The organism is Parasphingorhabdus sp. (genome assembly GCF_041748495.1).
In the GTDB taxonomy this organism is placed as follows: Bacteria; Pseudomonadota; Alphaproteobacteria; order Sphingomonadales; family Sphingomonadaceae; genus Parasphingorhabdus.
Genome location: NZ_JBGTDD010000092.1, coordinates 20,936 through 39,452, shown reverse-complemented (window position 1 = coordinate 39,452; position 18,517 = coordinate 20,936). Strand labels below are relative to the sequence as shown.

General features: G+C 52.7%; 16 protein-coding genes and 1 pseudogene. 3 read left to right on the top strand and 14 right to left on the bottom strand.

Annotated features, from left to right (window positions below; translation table 11 throughout):
* Positions 1–197: 197 nt before the first annotated feature.
* From ACEW8J_RS07570 to ACEW8J_RS07550, 5 genes are all read right to left on the bottom strand, one after another.
* Complete coding sequence (locus ACEW8J_RS07570) at positions 198–1,208, bottom strand: hypothetical protein (RefSeq protein ID WP_373491032.1); 1,011 nt, start codon at positions 1,206–1,208, stop codon at positions 198–200.
* On the bottom strand, positions 1,205–3,163 hold the full coding sequence (locus ACEW8J_RS07565; RefSeq protein WP_373491031.1) for a ferritin-like domain-containing protein: 1,959 nt from the start codon (positions 3,161–3,163) through the stop codon (positions 1,205–1,207). Before ACEW8J_RS07565 ends, ACEW8J_RS07570 begins: the two co-directional genes overlap by 4 nt.
* Entirely contained in the window at positions 3,156–4,460 is a 1,305-nt protein-coding gene (locus ACEW8J_RS07560) for a radical SAM protein (RefSeq protein WP_373491030.1), read from the bottom strand. Before ACEW8J_RS07560 ends, ACEW8J_RS07565 begins: the two co-directional genes overlap by 8 nt.
* Positions 4,461–4,463: 3 nt before the next feature.
* The gene (locus tag ACEW8J_RS07555; RefSeq protein ID WP_373491029.1) at positions 4,464–5,918 is read right to left on the bottom strand and encodes a hypothetical protein; all 1,455 of its coding nucleotides are present in this window, start codon (positions 5,916–5,918) and stop codon (positions 4,464–4,466) included.
* Positions 5,919–6,111: 193 nt separating this feature from the next.
* Positions 6,112–8,427 (bottom strand): S8 family serine peptidase, encoded by a 2,316-nt coding sequence (locus ACEW8J_RS07550; protein ID WP_373491028.1) that lies wholly within the window; start codon positions 8,425–8,427, stop codon positions 6,112–6,114.
* A 160-nt stretch (positions 8,428–8,587) separates the two neighbouring features.
* Between ACEW8J_RS07550 and ACEW8J_RS07545 the strand changes: the two are divergent.
* Positions 8,588–8,755: pseudogene (locus ACEW8J_RS07545) on the top strand (IS3 family transposase); the annotation flags it as partial.
* Between the two features lie 266 nt (positions 8,756–9,021).
* On the opposite strand, the gene ACEW8J_RS07540 reads toward ACEW8J_RS07545, so the two are convergent.
* From ACEW8J_RS07540 to ACEW8J_RS07530, 3 genes are read right to left on the bottom strand one after another with little or no spacing between them, the layout of a single operon-like run.
* Complete coding sequence (locus ACEW8J_RS07540; protein ID WP_373491027.1) at positions 9,022–9,534, bottom strand: hypothetical protein; 513 nt, start codon at positions 9,532–9,534, stop codon at positions 9,022–9,024.
* Positions 9,527–10,858 carry a DNA modification methylase gene (locus ACEW8J_RS07535; RefSeq protein ID WP_373491026.1) on the bottom strand — a complete coding sequence of 444 codons (1,332 nt, stop codon included), beginning with the start codon at positions 10,856–10,858 and terminating at the stop codon, positions 9,527–9,529. Before ACEW8J_RS07535 ends, ACEW8J_RS07540 begins: the two co-directional genes overlap by 8 nt.
* Before the next feature lie 47 nt (positions 10,859–10,905).
* Complete coding sequence (locus tag ACEW8J_RS07530; RefSeq protein WP_373491025.1) at positions 10,906–11,934, bottom strand: hypothetical protein; 1,029 nt, start codon at positions 11,932–11,934, stop codon at positions 10,906–10,908.
* A gap of 826 nt (positions 11,935–12,760) precedes the next feature.
* Between ACEW8J_RS07530 and ACEW8J_RS07525 the strand changes: the two genes are divergently transcribed.
* Positions 12,761–13,117, top strand: coding sequence for a hypothetical protein (locus tag ACEW8J_RS07525; protein ID WP_373491024.1), 357 nt, complete (start codon positions 12,761–12,763; stop codon positions 13,115–13,117).
* A gap of 49 nt (positions 13,118–13,166) precedes the next feature.
* Here the strand turns inward: ACEW8J_RS07525 and ACEW8J_RS07520 are convergent, their stop codons facing one another.
* Positions 13,167–13,424, bottom strand: a complete 258-nt coding sequence (locus ACEW8J_RS07520; RefSeq protein WP_373491023.1) for a DUF5676 family membrane protein — start codon at positions 13,422–13,424, stop codon at positions 13,167–13,169.
* A 363-nt stretch (positions 13,425–13,787) separates the two neighbouring features.
* Here ACEW8J_RS07520 and ACEW8J_RS07515 point away from each other — a divergent pair, with 363 nt between their 5' ends.
* On the top strand, positions 13,788–14,552 hold the full coding sequence (locus ACEW8J_RS07515) for an NRDE family protein (RefSeq protein WP_373491022.1): 765 nt from the start codon (positions 13,788–13,790) through the stop codon (positions 14,550–14,552).
* Between the two features lie 54 nt (positions 14,553–14,606).
* Here the strand turns inward: ACEW8J_RS07515 and ACEW8J_RS07510 are convergent, their stop codons facing one another.
* The 5 genes from ACEW8J_RS07510 to ACEW8J_RS07490 all read right to left on the bottom strand — a co-directional run bounded on the left by ACEW8J_RS07510 (position 14,607) and on the right by ACEW8J_RS07490 (position 18,400).
* Positions 14,607–15,200 carry a DUF421 domain-containing protein gene (locus tag ACEW8J_RS07510; protein ID WP_373491021.1) on the bottom strand — a complete coding sequence of 198 codons (594 nt, stop codon included), beginning with the start codon at positions 15,198–15,200 and terminating at the stop codon, positions 14,607–14,609.
* Positions 15,193–15,642: a hemerythrin domain-containing protein gene (locus ACEW8J_RS07505; protein ID WP_373491020.1), complete on the bottom strand. Its 450-nt coding sequence runs from the start codon at positions 15,640–15,642 to the stop codon at positions 15,193–15,195. Before ACEW8J_RS07505 ends, ACEW8J_RS07510 begins: the two co-directional genes overlap by 8 nt.
* A gap of 161 nt (positions 15,643–15,803) precedes the next feature.
* Positions 15,804–16,031 (bottom strand): hypothetical protein, encoded by a 228-nt coding sequence (locus ACEW8J_RS07500; protein ID WP_373491019.1) that lies wholly within the window; start codon positions 16,029–16,031, stop codon positions 15,804–15,806.
* Positions 16,032–16,136: 105 nt separating this feature from the next.
* Positions 16,137–16,874, bottom strand: coding sequence for a Crp/Fnr family transcriptional regulator (locus ACEW8J_RS07495; RefSeq protein ID WP_373491018.1), 738 nt, complete (start codon positions 16,872–16,874; stop codon positions 16,137–16,139).
* Positions 16,874–18,400 carry a sensor histidine kinase gene (locus tag ACEW8J_RS07490; protein ID WP_373491017.1) on the bottom strand — a complete coding sequence of 509 codons (1,527 nt, stop codon included), beginning with the start codon at positions 18,398–18,400 and terminating at the stop codon, positions 16,874–16,876. The genes ACEW8J_RS07495 and ACEW8J_RS07490 overlap by 1 nt, the downstream gene beginning before the upstream one ends.
* Between the last annotated feature and the right edge of the window lie 117 nt (positions 18,401–18,517).

Below are 18,517 nucleotides of genomic sequence, written 5' to 3'. Positions count from 1 at the left end.
AACAGTCAATGCGATCTATCACATCTAGCTGCATCGCCGACTTTATGATGTGTTGGATGACTACGAATGCTAACGCCTATCTGATCATCGTGGCAGATTTATTTGCTAAATCGCGGTCGCTTCATCTGAGATGAAAGGACTTGAAGTCTGTTGATTAGGCAGAAAAATCTATGGATATTGAGGCCTCTAGCCGATTTCTAACAAGCCCTCAGACTAGTCCGCTCGAGTCGGTAAGATACATCAGGTGCAGCGTAAAGAAGCGCCTCGTGCAAAAGACGTGTACGGCGCATGGTCCAGATCAGGTCATTCCATTGCGGAGCCGATGCGAACATAGAGTAATGTGCTTCGCAAGCACGTAAGTGGGCCACAAAGCTCCGACGAATTCGGTTAGTGTAAATTGCCTCGCGCCATTCATGGTCACAATCCACCTGCTGGTATAGAGCGGCGAGAAGGACGCCGGCACGCAGAGCATGTCCTATTCCATCACCGCATATTGGGTCGAGCGCGATGAGTTCGTCACCAGCACAAGGCTCATCTTTTGTAAACGGAGTTCCAAATCGTGGCGCTGCATCGATGCTGCCAATCATGCAATACCCCGATAAATCGGAGTCGATGCCTATTCGTGCCAAAGCTTGTGATCCAACATATAGCGCTGCTGCGCTATCTTCGTCTGCAATTACGGTTTGAACTATTACATGGCCTTTGTCGGTAGGTGCTATAAACGCCCATCCACACTGTTCCACGGCTACGATATAAAATGCGCTGGAAATTGGCAGAATTCCAGGGACAGATGGCCACGCAAAGGCAAAACGAGGACCTGCGGCTTCGCCGGTATTGAAGCCCCGTCCACGCACATTGATGGTAGGCTCTAAAGCGCAAGTACCCGCCGGTTTGTGCTTCCTGATCTCAGTCACGATATCGACTGGCGGAATGAGAAGTGATGGAGCATGAACCCTTTCGGTATACTCACCCCATATAACGACCCGTTCTGTCAACATCTGACCCGCAGTTTGCATATGCGTTAATTCTGCCGTTCCAATCAGGTCTTTTATCAGTGACAACGTCCCTTCGTTTAGCACGACGAGCGGAGGTGACTGCTTAAAATCCTTCTCGTCCGACACGACCGCGAAGTCAACTTGATCAAAACAGGCAGCTACTAGCGCGGCAGCCGCGCCAGAGCCAACGACCTTCACGGCTGAGCCGCTCAAAGTTCTTCAAGCACTGCTGTCTTCAAACGCTCATAGTTTCGAGCTATTGACTCTGCCGCGTCACTCGAACCAGATTCACGTAATTGACCAAGCAGTACATCCATTTCCTGCGCAACTCCCTCTACCATGTATCCGCGCAAGGCTTGTTCCGGATTAGCAATAGCAGCCGCGGTGAGTTCTTCGGAGACAAACTCGGGTAATGTGAACAGTGGGGCGCCGCCTAGACGGATGACTTCATGGGCTGCATCATCCAAAGCATACATAGCATAGCGGGCAGCCTGCAGGAGGTCTCCGTTCCGCGCATTTGCACCGGCGAAGACGAACTTAAGGGTTGTTAGTACCACGCTATATGCCCGATCCACAGTAATCTCTGCCACCTTAGCCGGGTGCCCAGCAGGCAATGGGGTGGGAGCAGCACCGAGGCGTGTTCGCTGAAGTGTGGACACCTGTGCCATCTCCATCTGAGCTCTGACGAACCGACTGAAATGGTCGTATCCCTCGTCGATGATGAGTTTTATCAAATGGATCAGGCGCTTACGTTCCTCGGCTTCGAACTCAGCATTTTGTCGAATGCTGAGCAGCAACCGTGTATACATCCCGTCAATCGTATCATTAGCGAGCGATGGGTCCACGTATTTGGAGGGTCTCTCCACGTCAACAAACCACTGCAACCGTTGATCATTTAATGGCTCTAGCGAAAAATGGTGCGGAATAAATCGGTTATTATTATCGATATCTTCGAATGAATCTACCCGATCAACAACTGTCGATGCACCCAGTTCACGTAGAATTTCATTTACCCAGCGGAAGTGTCGCATTTCATCTATAGCAACACCCAAGACTACTCGCCCTATCCCAAACAAACGTTGCTCGTCCAAGTTGGTGCCGGGGGCCGTGCGCGGCGCATTGATTGAATAGTGGGCATAGAGATATTCAACCATTAATCCGTGCTCGACAGAGGCAAGATATTGCAACCTGCTGACGACCTCTTCGCGAGAAAGAACCTGATCATCGGGAAGAACTTCTGAGACTTCCGGAGTAAATTCCGTTGCTTCTTCAGCGTTAAGCACAACCGGTAGGGTCTCCCAATCCTCCACCATTGACCGGTGACCCATTGTGTCCTGTGACCAACCGCTGATAGTAAGAAACCGCTGACGCTCTTCTGGCGTTGTGCCGGGGCCACCCGAAGGCGGTTCCGATGACGGGTGACGGATTCGTTGAAAATTATACAACTGATCTCCGTCCGGTTCCGCCGCGACCATGTCCGGTTTATTTGACGCCCAGTAAAAGCAACCGCAGTCGGCAAAATCGTACTGCCATGGAGCACAAAGACTCCGAGTCAAATCCCCGGGCTCGTACAGGTTGGGATCAATCACTCCATCCCTTAGGTAATCTGCCCTGTGCCCAACGATTACCGCGAAACGCAGAGTTGAATCTGGATTGCGGCGGATAATGTTTTCTTCGCCGCGAAGAAAGGAATTCACTTCATCTTGTTCATCAAGAGAAAGCAAGGGGCCGTTGGGGGTATACGGGGCTAAAAAAGCACCCACAGGGCCAGGTTCGAGGTCATGCAACACTCGCCACGCCGCGAGGCTAGGCTGACTTTTAAGATCCTCGATATTGGGCAGCGGACCTCCGTCTGGATGCCCGAACGTACCGAACACCGACCAGAGGATCAGTGCCTGGCTTATGTCCTGCGGCGTGAGGTCGATAGGCACCGGAGCGGCCTGTGGTTCGATACGTCGCAAAAGAGGGGGAATGCCAAGATGATACTCAAACTCGAGTCCCGGCAAAAACCGTTTATCAAGGTTACGCTGGTCGAATTCCAATCCAGGGAAACTGTTATCCACTCCGCTTTCAGGGCGGGTCAGGATCGAATTACCGCGTACCCAGTGATCAGCCCGCGCAGTCAGATTTCTGGGATGAATTTTTCGGGATGTCAGTTCGTCAGACATGCTGTCCTCCTGGCGTTTGTTTAAAATGGGCTTCAGGGTCATCAAAATAAGCCGGCGCAACACTTGACAACTCCGCGTAAGCTGACAGGCAAAAGTCCAGCCAGCCACGAATGTAATCGCATCCCTTCCGACCGCGAGCGGAAACCTCGTGATGGCACCCGCCTCCGCAAAGGAACCGGGCCCAGCATGTTCGGCACGGTTCCTGATTCAGCACATGGCGTTCCGCCAGAAATTCAGCGCGCCTGTGGTTGTCGGGCCCGGCTTCTAAGTTACCAATGGCAAAGGCAGGATCATCTATAGTGCGGTGGCAGGCAGACAGCGCCCCTTCTGCGCTGACGCTTGCATATCCCGCTGCTGCTCCGCAGGAATATGGGCGATGACTTCCTCGCGCAATTTCATTCATCGCAGTCTCAAAATTCGAAAAAGGATAACGCTGACCGGCGAGGATAGCAGTTTTACACCGTGTTCCACACTCGACCATCTGACTCAGAAAATTCTCGAAATCGGCTTCAGAAAACTCGTCACTAGCTTTGGGTGAAACCAGCACCGGTGCAAAGCCAACCTCGTCGACTCCAAACGCCATCAAGTCATCTAATATCTGAGGCAGTTCCATGCTGCTAGGTGTAATTGTCGCTCGAATGGAAACATGTTTGGGTCGTTTTTGGCGATTCTGTAGTTTTGCAATCCCGAGACTTGCCTTTTGAAAAGCGCTACCTCCGGCGCGCATCCGGCGGCGCATGTCGTTCTCGATCAGAGCCCCGTCCAGGCTCACAGCCACTGAAAATGGGTGAGTAGCCAGTAATTCAGCATCTTCATCTGTCAACAGAGTGGCATTGGTCGTCACCGAAAACCTCAGCCGAACAGAACGGCGCTTCGCTTCGCGTGCAGCATAAGTTGTAGTTTCGTGGATAAGATCACGATTCAGAAAGGGCTCTCCGCCCATATAACCAAGAACAGCATCCTCCCCCGGTTCAATTCCAGCAAGCAATCGATCAACAGCCGCATGAGCCACATCGCGATGCATAAGCCGCGCGTGCTTTCCAAAACGGCCTTCATCCGCATAGCAATAGCTACAGCTCATATTGCACCCTTGTGCGACATTGAGTGACAATGCTCGTAGAGGAGGGGGCGACAGCGGCTCATCTGTCACATAACGGCGTGCACCGACGAGCATTGCGTTTAATTCGTCGTCGTCTGCCCCCATCACGTCGTTTCCAATGTCGTAGATACGGCTTCCATCGACCGCAAGAACATGATGCCCAACGGTGCTTTCAAACGTATGAAAATCTGCTGACATGACTCAAGAATCTCCTGATTGTTTAGACGCCCAAAGTCGGATCATTTCCATTTGCCTACGAGTGACGTGCATGGGATCACCATCAGAACCACGCATCAATGCCGGCATTCGACGATCAAATAACGGACTGGAATCACGAGGTGGTCTCATCCATTTCTCAATCAGGTCTGGCTCCTCGCGCAACCGGTCTCGCAGGTATTCAATGGCATTATAGCGGCGGTGTTTTCGCTGGCCTTGAAACGAGACAGGCATCGCATCCACTTGAAGCGATCCAGTCGGTGCGGGCCGAGTGGTAACATTCGGATTGCTTGATGCCCACAGCGTTGCGCGCGGATTACTCTCGAATTCGGGTCGAGGGGGCGGAAGGTCAGTTGTCGCGGGATCATTCCGGTCGAAATTTGTACCTCGGGAACGGTCGTTCTGCGCGTCTTTGTTCATGAGTTCTGATGTTTCGAGCGCCCGCTCAAAGATGTCTGCCACGATCGCCTCAAGCTCTTCATCATTTGGCGGATTGTCCCGGAATTCATCGCGCAGAACGCGGTCACTTAACCCATCCTGCAGCGAGGTGAAAGGACGATTCATGGGTGCAAAATCCGGCGGGCCGATAGCGATGCGACCACTTGCGATAATTCCCCCGATCTCGCACTGAACGATACCGTCGCTGACATCATCAACTAGGCCCATACTAATACGAACGGGTTCGTTTTGTTGTGGACTACCCCTTAACTCATAAAGACTGGCTGACAAACCACTAGGTGCGTTTCTTGGATCGCCAGCGCCCACCGGTGGTGGCCCTTCGTCATTAAGGTTAAGTCGTGCCCAGTGGCTGTCCTTGTTTACGATTTTTCGAGCTGCAGGAAGGTCAAATCCGAACCAATCAGAGTTCGAATTCCAGACGCTAGGATTAGCCTCCGGGTTGATTTGAGGATCAAGCCGAGCATTGGCCGCCGCAGTGAGCTTATCCTCCAAGTTAGCTGGTCCGTATGTCAGCCCCGCGGGCGGGTAGAAGCGCAAACGTAGCTCCGGAAAACTATCATCATCTGTGGGTTGTGCCAATTGAACTTCTCCCATTGGCATCGGTGAGGACGTTGCAATCAAAGGCTTTAATCCTGGATTGTCAGGTGAACTTCCTTCTAATTGGTGGCGCGTTGTATCGTTTCCAGCAATCGTAACGGTTGCTGAAATTCGATCACCTTCGTCCAAAGTAAAATGATAGGCTTTGAGGTTTCCAAGCGTTACAGTCCAGCGAACTTCGGCTAAGTCAAGCCCATTATCTGCCAATACTGTCTTGGTTATCGGTCCTTCATGCAAACGTCCATCCAACTCCCATGTCCCATGCACTTCAAAAAAGGGGCAGACCGGCCGAAATGAACCGTCATCATCCTTGAAGACGATAGTATCGGGTATCGTTGAATTAACAGTTCCGTTTTCAGTAAGGTTCAGCGTTTCTTCAGGCATAAGTGTCGTCCTCGCCGTTCCATCCGGGGAAACTCCAACTCTGACCCATGAAAAAGCAGCGCATGGTACTTGCGAGCTTCCAACTCGGGCAAAAGCGAGTGGTGGGGTTATCCAAAGACTTGTCAACATGATGACTTCCTTAATTTGATTGTCTCGTCGTCCGTTCGCGTCGCTTGTTCACTTCTGAAAACCATTAGCTAAGAGCGAGTATCGTGTTTGCGATTGCTCCGGTGACCACCATTGCAAAAGGTTGTGGCGGCTTAATGATCGTCCAAGAGCTGATTCTGATTTCATAAAACCCCGGTTTTGGGGTATCTATTCTTACAACCTCGACATTATTGTCGCGGTCGAAATCTTTTCGAAGTTGGCGTCTGTGCTCGTTTCCGATCCAGCGTTCGGAAGAGCCAGCTCTGAGTAACATCAAGTCTATATCATTCTGAACTCCTCGTCCTGGCGGGTCACTCCAAGCAAGACAAACACGCAGAGGTTCGCTTTCCTTGACTTCAATTCGGTATCGTTTCAGTTCTCCGGTCTGCCTGAAAGCGTTAGATTCACTGTCAACAGCATCTATCGCTTGCAGTGCAAAACTGGGAAAATCACGGTTCGGCAAAGTCTGGCGGAGGTCCAATGCTCCGAACCCCTGATCATAATTCGGCTCTCGACCATTGCTGGAAATAGAATCAGCTCCGGTCAAGAACCGTGACCCGTTTATAAGCGTCGCTTTGACCAACGCGGCACTCGGCGCATCAAAATCCATTTCCTCGCGGAAGAACTGGCGTACAATCGCTGCCGCACCCGCCACCATAGGTGCTGCCATGCTTGTCCCTCCCATGTAACCATATTTTCCATCATACGCGTCCTCGTTAGCCCAAAACCGGTGATCTCCAGCATCCTTGGATCGCGATGACAAAATCGAGGTTCCAGGGGCGACAATTTCCGGCTTGATCCGTTCGTCCCCAGTCGGCCCGCGTGAGCTAAACGCCGCGAGTGCTTCGGGATCACCGCCCATGGTTTGGTCTCCAATCGGAGCCTCGGGATACCGTGCGCCGTTGAACATCCTAAATGTGACATCGGCTTGCCCCTTAGTCATTCGGTCGCTGCGCTGTGCACCCACCGTCAAAGCATTTTTTGCGGTCGCTGGCGTTGTTACAGATAAGAGATCGACGAATCCCGACGGTACATGAACCGGTTCATGCGCCGTCCCTTCGTTGCCTGCAGAAAAAATCACCAACATCTCTGGATTTCTGTGCACAAACTCATCAACCTCATCTGCAGCAATATTGTAACGCGCTAGAAACTTGCGGTTTCCCCAGCTGTTGTTGTGAATACGCGCGCCAGCATCAAATGCGGGCTGGAACAAATCTTCAAGGTCCAAAGGCAGGCCTTCCAGTTGATCAACTCCGCCAACGGTTCTACTGTAGATTGACTGGAAATAAATTTTGGCCCCAGCAGCAATTCCAGCGACCTCACCTTCGGAGGCCGAACCATTTCCGCTGGCTACCCCTGCAACATGGGTACCATGCCCCACTGGATCAGAGGCATCGTCCTGACGGCCAAGCGCGACAACCGTCGCCAATCGTCCAGAAAAATCCTCATGCGTCTCATCGATACCAGTATCGGCTATGGCAATGATCTCTCCCGTACCATCCAACGGGAAAAGTGGTGAGCGCCCTTCAAGTGTATGAGGAATACCTACGAGAGACCGAGCGTAGTCAAGATGAAGTTCTGGCGGCACATAAGGCTCCACCATGTCTATCTCCGGCAGGCTGCCAAGGGCAGCAACAACAGTGTCCAGCATAATATCCCGAGGGAAGGAAACGCGCAATTTGCGGCGTGATTGCTCCTCAATCTGGCCATTCAACAAGCGGATCGCGTCGCGAACTGGTGTATCGTCTGCAAAACTTAGATCCCGGCGTATGTCTAAGAGCACGCGGTTATTTCTAAAACCTAAAAATTCTTTGCCGCTATTACTTGGTCCAATTGCTACGATTACATCGTTCAGTGTATCAGCCTTGCCCAACTGCGGTCTAATTCCGTAGACGAAAGGAAGGTCAAGCAGTGCCTCGATCGATTCGGCACTCACTCGCGCACTGTATTCCCCTATATCTAGAGACTGATCCAACTCCACACCTTTGTTATGCAGGGCCTCGATATAAGATGGCAGTAACGGTCCTTCGATCTCAAAGGTATAAGGCAGCGTGACTTCGCCAGCCAAAAATCTATCGTCGCTTGCGGAATGTATCTCTTCGCTGATGGGCGTAGCAGTGATCGCAGCTTCAATTTGTTTATCGCGGACTTTGTTGAGAGTGTTCTTAAGGGAGTTTACTGTTTCTTTCTTCCTCTCCTCACGCTCAATCATCAATCCTTTTTCTTCGAGGGCCCTGATCCCGTCGTCGTCAACAAACCCAGTGATAAATGCGTCCGTTTCTTCGGGACTTTTCAGAGTGGCAAGCGCTACCTTCCTGTCTTCGGGATCAAGTAGGTGAACAGTTATCCGATTCTCTGCCAAAACAAAAACCCCCGATACTCCGCAATTTGGATAGCCGCAGCCAATACAATTCATATGTTAACAGAGTTTTGCGGGTATTTAAATCAAATCTGGAACGCTCTATTAATAATCCGATTAGTCATCTGCCGTATTGCAACAGATGGCAGCGATATTAAGTCGGGCATTCGGCGAACATTACAATCAACAGCGTTACCACGAGAGCCTCGACAACGTAACACCTGCCGATGCCTTCTTCGGCAGAGCTCAAGCCATCATTAAACAACGAGAAAGGATCAAAAAACAAACCATTGAACATCGGCGCTTGCAACACCGCAAGCTTGCCGCCTAATATCAACCAACAAGACGAGACCGATGCTCCATTAATTTATCCAGCCATCAGTGCCAAATGTTCTGACGACGGACGGCCTCAACATCCCTGCGTTCGCGCTTAACAGAGGTTAGCCAAGCATCCAGCAACCCAATCAACATGTTAGGTTTAAGCGCTTTGCTCTACGCGCCATCGTCCTCCTCATCTTCATCGAAATCTTCATCAATCGGATCCCGCTTGACTGCCTGCGGCCGTGGACGCGGATTGCGAAACATATTTGAACACTCCTATCGTCTGCGCTGGCTTTCTGCTTCGACGATTTTGCCAACCTGTTCCAAAATTCTCAGTACCCGGGGCGACAATGGCGTGTCCAATTCTTTGCCCTCTACCCGGCAGCAAAGATAACCATAGAGTTGAAGTTCCACATCGGTCAGTTGAGACAGGTCCGGCGGAGCATTTTCTGATGCCTTTCCAACCAGTCCGTCCGGGCCGTATTTCTCAAATATCCAGAGACCAAACTGAAGCATGCTGGATGTTTTTGAACGACTGAGGACAGCCTGTAAAACTTGTTCAGCAAAAACGTCGACCGACGCCATTTTTACGGTTTTTCCATCCCGTTTAACCGGCCGCTTCTTTTTGATAGCCTTCCGTATCGCGCATTCCAGATTTGTGGTTCCGGTTGGCCGGCCAGGCCCGCCTGGTCCATCCTTCTTGAACTGACCGTTCACGGGCGGATTACCGTAACCGCCGGCATTATCACCTTTATAGAAAGGGTTCTTTGTGACTTCATCGTCATCCATGAGCCGGCACTCCTTCTACTAAGTGGGATTCACTTAACTCGCTGAACAGCGCCCCATCCTGGCGCACGGCCTCCTTGCCGGTTGCCTCGCACAATCGGCGGATCGCCAGATCTATATATTTGGCGTCAAGATCGATCCCGACACAGGTTCGCCCAACTTGCTCCGCAGCCAGCGCAGTGGTCCCCGAACCCAGAAAGGTGTCAAGGATCAGACCATTTCTCTTGGTGCAGTCCAAAATGGCCTCGCCGATCATCTTTTCGTTTTTTGCGGTGGGATGCATTTCGAGCTTATGCCGTTCAGATCCCCAGCCCGTCGGCGACGAAAACTCCCAGATATTAGACCGATTGCGGCCAAATTTTCCCAGTTTTATATTGTCCATTGGCTTGGCGCCCTCTTTACGGAACACAGGGACCATCTCATGCTGGCTACGCCACGGACTTCCCATTCCCGACTTTGGCTTCACCCAAACGCAGATATTCACAAGCGGACCTATGGCGGCTTTGCCGACACGAATCATGAGGTCGAGTGATCGCCAATCGATAAACTGAAACGCAAGGCCGCCGGGCTTGAGAAATACAGCCTGAGTTGTCAGAGCGTCCCTGGTGAATGTCTCGAACTCTTCGGACGAGAATTCTCCGCCCGCCTGGCAGAAATCAGCATGCTTGATGCGGCCTTTCCCAGAAATGAAATTTGCTTTCAAATTCCAGGGTTGATCGGTGATCACCGCATCGGCAAGCCTTCCATCCATTACTTTCTCAACGAATTTCTTGTCGGTTGAGTCCCCGCAAGCGACCGTGTGCCGCCCTATCGTGAAAATATCTGCAGGCCGGGAAACAGGTGGCCGCTCTATATCGATTGACGGAACTTCGGCCGGCTCTTCATCTTCATTTTCCTCCGCTGCACCGAGGATCAATTGATCGATCTCGCCAACTTCAAAGCCGATGGATTCAAGGTCAAAATCCAAATCAATGGTGGAGATCAATTCCAGTTCTTTGCCCAACAGCTCCAAAGACCATTCACCGCGAAGCGCGAGCTCATTGTCAGCCATGCGGTAGCCATGGACCTGGGCCTTTGAGAAATGCGAAACTATAAGAGCATGAACAGTTTTCATGCCGCAACGCTTCGCAACTATGAGCCTCGCCTCTCCCGCTATCAGCTCATATTTCGGGGTCACGATGACAGGATTGATTTTTTGAAAACTGCGAAAGCTCTTCTCAAGCATGTCCAACTGTTTGTCGTCATGTTGCCGTGGATTGCTGTCGAGTATGGTGATCTTGTCTATCTCAAGTTCGACAAGCTCCATTTTTGGTAATAGCGGATGCATTTGAAAACTCCTTCTCTCTGCTTTGAGAAAAGGACCCTAGAGAGTTCTCAATTATCGTGGGACGGGATGTTTGTAACAATGCCGCGATCTTGGAATGCCGTGTAAATATGGCGCTCTCGAGTCGCTCGCTTTTTGTCTATTATGATTGTGCGCTGAGCGGACCGACTAGGCCAGCACACATGTTCAAGTGCCTCCCCGAGGCCACCTAGGCGATAATTATCCGGATCAGCAATTTTCATAAAATGGTCCACCAGTCGATCGAACGGGGACATTGGCCTGCCGATGTAATGTCTTCCAACATGAAAGCCGTGGGTAGGTTGGTTTCCTGTAGTTTGCCGAAACAGACCCGCCAAAGATTGTACCGCCAGCATTTGAGGAGTGTCAGACCGTGGGCCTCGGACTGCGCGTTCGACTTCGGCAGCGACATAGGAAATATCGGATAAGTGTTTGAGCATCAGTTGAATGCTTGTCACTGCAGGAGTTTGCATGGTCAATAAATCTGAGCGCCTGACATATTGCTCCATCAGCACGATGGCCCAAGTAACCTCCATTGGAAGGTGATTGAACTTGAGAAATGCCTCGTCAGCTATCTTGGCAAACCTTCTCAGGTGATTTTGGTCGTCAGCGGTTAACTTATGACGGTCGGCGACTGCGACCGCGAAGGCAGATTCTCCCAATTCTTCAGTCAACTGAGCAACCCACGCATCGAGAAAGCAATTCAAGTCTGCCATATCCGTGCACGATGCGGCCATGTGCCGGTTATAATTGTCCACAAACTCTCGAGGAAGCTGGCCGACCTGATCGGCCATAAACTGTGCGAGTTCTGAAACCTTTTGGAGCGTCTTTCTTGCATTAGGACGAGAGGCCCGGTCGGCCGCCAATGCTCTGGAATGCCGAAGTTGATGAGCGATCTCTTCTAATCTATTGATGACATCAGACCGCGCCAGATTCTGCAGTGAGTAACGTTCGACGAAATCATCAAACATTCCAACGCAAGCGGTTCGATCGACCCGCAAAGGTAGTTCTTCACGAAATACAGGACGCGCCCGCTGCCTCTTTAGATTGTCTGCTGTCATATCGACTCCCCACCGCTATGTGCTGATTTCACAAAGCTAGTTTCGGCTTTCCATGAAAACTTCTACCTTAACCGGCGATACTGATCAAATCCCGAATACCCAAGGCATTGAACCCGTTTCATTCAATTACATTTCCCGTTTATGAAAAGAGTCCGGCTATCGCTATTGTGCTCGCCGAGCGCCCAAATCTGCGCGTAAAAAGCGATGGGCACCAGAAAGTTTGCCAATTTTCCCGATAAATTCCCGTTTTCCTGGGTAATTACAGCCGAGACTGGTTCGCTATGGACTGCGTCGCTCACCATTTTTCCATACACAGAATTTCACGCACAGAATATGTCGGCGGGACGCGCGTCCCGACCCATCTCGCAGCGCAGTCACCGGCTCCCTCGGCAAGCGACCGGAACTGATTCTCAGAAAAATCCCGTGCATCCTTATCCGGTCATAGCCGCCTCCCTTCCTTTGCCGTCCTGACAGAGAACGGACTTTATAATTTCCGTGACTTTTCGCCCTATCATCTGGAAAAGCGGGCTTTCTGACGGTCCGACACGCCGCCGAGTGTGACTTTCCATTTCCATGCAGATGGTGGCAAGGCAGCACAGGCTGAATCCGGAGTCCGCCGGCAGTGGCAAGCGCAGACGCTATCGGCTCCGGCAACCTGCGAAACGGGCGGCTGGGCGATTGATGTGGCGATCATGGCATGACCGGGGGTCTGTAGGAAAGCGTGTTGGAAATCCCGATTCCGGCCGGCGTTTTAATTTAAATGAGAAAAATCGGGGCAAGTCGGGCATAATGGCTGCATCAGAACTCTTGTGGATTGGAATGCAGAATGACCGGCAAAAACCCGACAAATCAAAATGGCCCGCAACAAGGAGCGCTTTCGCGCTGGGAAAATGAAGGAGGAACAGACAGGCCACGAGGCGAGGCTTCCGTGGATGTTCCCGAACTCACCAATGCCGAGCTGGTCCATCTTCGAGTGCGCGTGATTGCGCTGGAAAATATCATTATTTCGCTGCTCGCCCAGGCACCCGAGGAGCAGCATCAACTGGTTCGGCAAATGGCGGAGTTTATAAGTCCGCGCCCCGGATCGACACAGCACCCCTTAACGATTGAGGCTGCTACGCACATGAATCAATTTGTTGATCGTGCGATCCATTTCCGTGATTTACCGAAAGCCCGATCTTGATAGGGAATTCCGGGAAGGCAATAGAGAACGGGACCTCGGTCCCTTGCTGCTATGAGAGCAAGCGATTATAGGTGGCAGAAATCGCCCAGACGAACAACCCGGAGATAAAACTCCACGCAACCAGCCCCACAAAAAAGCCCGCCCAATGCATTGACCATCCCATCCCGGAAAGATTCGCGTGAACCATATCACCGCTCATTTGCATCATGCCGCCGGGGATCACGATGATAAAAAGACTGCATAGTGCCCACGTGAGTCCGGCAATAATTGCAGTCGCCAAACCGAGTTTGAATGCATCGAGCTTCATTGCGCTCTCCCAAATGGAATCCAGTCGATTCGATGAATCGGAGTCTTCATATAGTTGCTTCGCAGTGGACCATATCACATCCTCCATTCGACGCTGATAGGTAATGTTACTGGGTCAAAACCCTGGCGATCCAGCGCCGCTGCCACGCGTTACGGCCTCTGTGCACCTTTCTATCCAACAGGAAAATTCTGGTCATGCGACCAGCGCAGAGCCAAGGTCCATCGCCATCGTTAACTCCGCCTTGGGGGCGCCTGACCCGTGCGACCCCCCGATCAGTTTTTTCTGGCGCAGCGAGACAGGAACAAGCAGGCGGAGTCGGGCAATTGGTTCGCAAACAGGGACGCTTTTGGTAAGGGACCGTATATGTGTATCATTTCCCTGGCCTGGCAGGCCCATCCGCGCTGGCAACTGGTCGCCCTCGGCAACCGGGACGAACTGCATGACCGCCCGGCGGAACCGCTGGCGCGCTGGCAGGGGCATGAGCATTTGCTGGCCGGGCGGGATGTGCAGGCCGGCGGCACCTGGCTCGGGGTTTCGGAACAGGGCCGCTTTGCTGCGGTGACCAATCTTAGCGGCCATGGCCCGGCCGATCGCAATCGCGCATCCCGCGGAGACCTGCTCAAGGATTTTCTGTCAGGAGAGGGACAACGCGCCGATATCGAAGCGGTGCCCTTCGACGGCTTCAACCCGTTCAACCTGATCACTGTCGCGAGCAACGAGGCCCGGGTGCACAGCAATCAGCCGGGGTCGCACAGCCACACGCTCCCGCCCGGCATCCACGGCCTGACCAATGGTCCGCTCGACCGGCCATGGCCGAAGGCAAAGCATCTCAATGCGGCTTTGGCGGACTGGCTGAGGGGCGATTCGGAGGACCCTTCCCTGTTGATGACCGCGCTGACCAGCAGAACCACCTATTCGCTCAACCCGGACGCAGATTCAGCATCGCCAACGCAGCTGGAGCCGCAGAATTCCGGAATATTCATCCATCATCCGCTCTATGGCACGCGCTGCAGCACGATAGTTGCGATTGACCACGCGGGTCAGGGGTCGATCTGGGAACAACGCTACACTGCATCGGCAGAATTGGCTGGGGAAGCCCGCCTGTCCTTTTCCTGGCCCAGTCGATGAGGAGCAACGAACGGGGTCGAGCAGCCATCGCCGCCGGCGACCATCATCTTGGTCTCACCCGCGCTGATGGTTGCCGTAGCGCTCAGAGGCGATGACGCCCTGCAACAGCTCCGGTTCGATGCGTCGATCCTTGTCCTTCGAATGCAATACCGTAACATCGCCCGTGGTCTCGGCAAACACCGCGAGAATCTGGGAAAATTCGAAGACATTCGCTTCGCGCAGCTTGCCCCAGAGGTCATTTTCGGTCATTTTCGCCTTTTTCAGCTGATCATGCTGAATTTCGCTGCCGATCATGATCAGCCGCGGCTTGTTGTCGGCAATCAGTTGCACGCTAGGGAAGCGGCTTCGCAACAGAGCCATGCCGATCTGGAGAGCAAACAGAAAGACCAGCGCAGCCACGCCATTGGCAAGCTGCGGATTCTCGGAAAGAATGACCGAGCCCAGCACCGAGCCGATCGCGACCGTGACGGCAAAGTCAAAGCCACTCATTTTCGAAAAGCTGCGAACCCCTGCCAGACGGGTCAGCACGATCACCGTCACATACATGGCAACGGCGGTAATCGCGATTGGCAGCAGATGGGCCCATTCGGTACTGGTCCAGTCATGGACCAGCTGGGTCGTCTCCGGGCTTGTCAGTTCGTCAAGCAACGTCCTGCTTCTCCACGGGCTTGCGCTCGTCGAAAATCTTGCCGAGTTCCTCAGCCCGCTTGTCGCTCAGATCCTGCTTGGCGGCAGCAAAAATCTCGTTCTCTTCCTCGTCCATATGATGTTCCAGCCGATCCTTCAGCGTTTTGAAGCGCGTCAGCCAGCCGCTGCTGCTGAATTCCATGTCGACCAGTTCCTCAAAATATTCGTCCGCTTCTTCATGCTCGGCGACCGAATGGCGGCCCTTGTCCTGCAGATCGGGACGAGCCAGCATTTCGGCGTACAGCGACTGTTCTTCGGCATTGGCATGGGCAGAAACATCAATCCGCAGCTCTTCAAAAGCCTCGCGGCGTTCCTTGCTGTCACCACTGGTGTCTGCCACGCGGTCAAGCATGGCGCGGTGGCGATCATGGTCCTGTTTCAGGCGCGTAAAAATATCGGTCATAAAATCTCCATCGGTCTTGGTCTTCTGACAAGACGCATGAATCGTGAACTGGTTGCATTTTGCGACCATCACGATGTTCTGGAGCTGAGGCCCTGGCTGACCAGGGCAAAAAAATGGCCAGGACATAATGCCTGGCCATTGTCATTCATCTGATGCAGGAATTACTGATCCGACGGCATGGTTACATCCACGTCGGGAACTTCTATCGTCTTTTCTTCGGTCCCGATTTCAACGTCGGCTGTCTTCACATCGACTTCAGGCAGTTCACCGGCGTCACCGGATACATCAACGTCCATCGAAGGCATTTCGCCTTCTTCGGTAACATTGGCTTCACAGGCGGTAAGCGCCAAGCCAGCGGTCATCGCCGCCATGATTGCAAATTTCTTCATTATGAACTCCCTTTATTGGTTTGGATTAAGCCAAAGATTTAGCTTAAGCCATCGGTTCGTGGTAAGCAACGCCTATGTGAGCGCCGGGTTCCATGATATCGAAAATTAAATTCGACCAAGCCGCATGCGAAAAGCGTCGAGGTGAAAATAGCTGGGATCAAACTGGCTAATCTCGGCCAGTCGCGCCTCATCCTTGAACAGGATCCAGCCATTTTTCCGCTCGAGTAGGCCGTCCCGTTCCAGCTGACGCAGCACCCGGTTGGTATGGATCGGGGTCAAGCCCAGTGCATCCGCGATGACGGTTTGTGTCAACGGTACCCGAAACCCGTCACCAGAACCAGCGCCGGTGATCAGAACCCGCCGATAGAGCTCCAGCAGAAAATGGCCAATTCTTTCCCGCGCCGTCTGTTTGCCATTTCTTATGATCTGTTCACGCAAGAAGGCCTCCTCCTGCACCTGCATCCACCAGAAGGCGAGAGTCAGTTTTCCGGATTCGGTCAACAACCGTTGGAAATCCGACGGTCTAACCGACAGTGCGGTCAAGTCCGTCACCGTACTGACCGAATGATCCGCTTCTGCGGCCACCAAGACCTGCAGGTCAAACATATCTCCCGGCAGGAGCACGTTCAAAACCTGCCGCCGACCGTCCTCAAGAGTTTTGTAGCGGATCGCCCAACCTTCCTTGACGATCAATACGCTGTCCATCTCCTGGCCCGCGTCGACAATTTCCTTATTCTTCTCGAAATGCTGTTCCCGACCCTCGATCTGCATGATCACCTGCTGGTCGGTTTCATCCAGATCGGCGTAAAAGGATATCCGTCGGAGTAAGGCTGTTCGTGCCACTAGCAGAACCCCTCTTTGTCATGAGCAGGAAAAATAATCGTGCATGTGAGGCCGTCTTCTGCCCAATCCCTGTCAATCGTCCCCTGCAGATTGTGGGTGATGCTATGATCGATCAACGACGAGCCGAATCCAGATTGCGTCGGGGCGGCTTTCGATTTGGGTCCGCCGCTTTCACGCCAACGCAGCTCGACCATATCTCGGCCCTCCTCTTCGCGCACCAACCACTCGATGGTCACCAGGCCTTTATCTGCGGTCAAGGCTCCATATTTGGCTGCATTGGTAGCCAGTTCGTTAAGGATCAGGGAAACCGACACCATCGCATTTTCCGCGAGAATGAAATCCTGCCCTGACCATCGCACCCGTGGATAAGCCTTGCTAAGGTCCTTGATCAGCGCGGCAAAGGAACCGGTGACGAAATTTGTGTCCAGGAGAATTTGCTGTGCCCGATTGAGCGCGCTTAGGCGATTGGTGATCCGTTCAATATAATCATCGATTGAAGTTGCCGAATTTTTGGTCAGCATCATTATCGACTGCAATGTTGCAAACAGGTTGCGCAGACGATGATGCAGTTCCCGTGTATGTAGCTTGAGCTGCTCCTGCTGGGCTACCGAATGCGTAATGTCCTTGTTAATCCCGGTCAGCGTCGGGCAGCCATTGGCTTCCAGATATTCGCCATAGCCCTCCAGCCAGCGGATTTCGCCCGATGGCAGCACGATACGAAAACGCGCTTCATATTTTTCACCACTATGCTTTGCTTCGTCCATCGCCACCCGCACCGTCTCGCGATCATCAGGATGGACGCGTTCAAATGCGGTTTCCACTTCGGCAACCGCTTCGCCTGCATCCTCTCCCCAGATTTTCATGTAGGCGCCGCCCCATTCGATGAGATTGGTATCCAGATCGATCCGAAAACTGGCAATGTCGCTGAGGGCCAGTGTGAGATCCAGATTGGACCGATGGATGGCAGCATTTTTTTGCGCCTGTTTCCGCAAGTCAATTTCGCGGCTCAACTCCATTTCATTCATCACGATATCGGCCAGACATCTCAGCTGACTCAACTGGCTTTGCGTGATCCGGAAGCGCGGAACCGTATCCGCAATCCACAGCGCTCCCAACACCATGCCATTGGGAGCAATCAAAGGTGCACCGGCGTAGAAGCGAATGGACGCACTGCCGCGCACCAGCGGATAGCTGTCAAACTGCGGGTCACTCGCAGCATCCTCAACGACGATCGATTCGCGGCTGTCGATTATTTGAGCAGACAGGGACGAATGGCGTTCGGTCTCTGTCTCCTTCAATCCAACAGCGGATTGAAAAAATTCCCGGTCTTGATCAACAAATGAGACGGCCGCGATCGGCGCCGCAAAAATGTCAGAAACCAGCTGCGTGATATGCGCAAAGGCGGTGTTGCGAGCATTGTCCTGCACTTTATAGCTGATCAGTGTTGCTAACCGTTGCTTCTCGATCGTCAGCTCAATCTCTCCCTCCGTCTTCTCCCGCTCCATCATCTCATCGTCCGCATCCATGTCTGTTCCCTATTTTCCGCCGATCCGTAATCATCACCAGACAAACGATCAACGCGCCATCTTGTTGCACAAACGTGGAACCAAAGATGCGATTTGCGCGTAGTTTTAAGCAGAAGC

Coding starts and splice junctions, on each gene's coding strand:
- ACEW8J_RS07565 (WP_373491031.1), bottom strand. CDS start 3,163: ATGTCTGACGAACTGACATCCCGAAAAATTCATCCCAGAAATCTGACT.
- ACEW8J_RS07560 (WP_373491030.1), bottom strand. CDS start 4,460: ATGTCAGCAGATTTTCATACGTTTGAAAGCACCGTTGGGCATCATGTT.
- ACEW8J_RS07555 (WP_373491029.1), bottom strand. CDS start 5,918: ATGCCTGAAGAAACGCTGAACCTTACTGAAAACGGAACTGTTAATTCA.
- ACEW8J_RS07540 (WP_373491027.1), bottom strand. CDS start 9,534: ATGGATGACGATGAAGTCACAAAGAACCCTTTCTATAAAGGTGATAAT.
- ACEW8J_RS07535 (WP_373491026.1), bottom strand. CDS start 10,858: ATGCATCCGCTATTACCAAAAATGGAGCTTGTCGAACTTGAGATAGAC.
- ACEW8J_RS07530 (WP_373491025.1), bottom strand. CDS start 11,934: ATGACAGCAGACAATCTAAAGAGGCAGCGGGCGCGTCCTGTATTTCGT.
- ACEW8J_RS07525 (WP_373491024.1), top strand. CDS start 12,761: ATGACCGGCAAAAACCCGACAAATCAAAATGGCCCGCAACAAGGAGCG.
- ACEW8J_RS07520 (WP_373491023.1), bottom strand. CDS start 13,424: ATGAAGCTCGATGCATTCAAACTCGGTTTGGCGACTGCAATTATTGCC.
- ACEW8J_RS07515 (WP_373491022.1), top strand. CDS start 13,788: ATGTGTATCATTTCCCTGGCCTGGCAGGCCCATCCGCGCTGGCAACTG.
- ACEW8J_RS07505 (WP_373491020.1), bottom strand. CDS start 15,642: ATGACCGATATTTTTACGCGCCTGAAACAGGACCATGATCGCCACCGC.
- ACEW8J_RS07500 (WP_373491019.1), bottom strand. CDS start 16,031: ATGAAGAAATTTGCAATCATGGCGGCGATGACCGCTGGCTTGGCGCTT.
- ACEW8J_RS07490 (WP_373491017.1), bottom strand. CDS start 18,400: ATGGATGCGGACGATGAGATGATGGAGCGGGAGAAGACGGAGGGAGAG.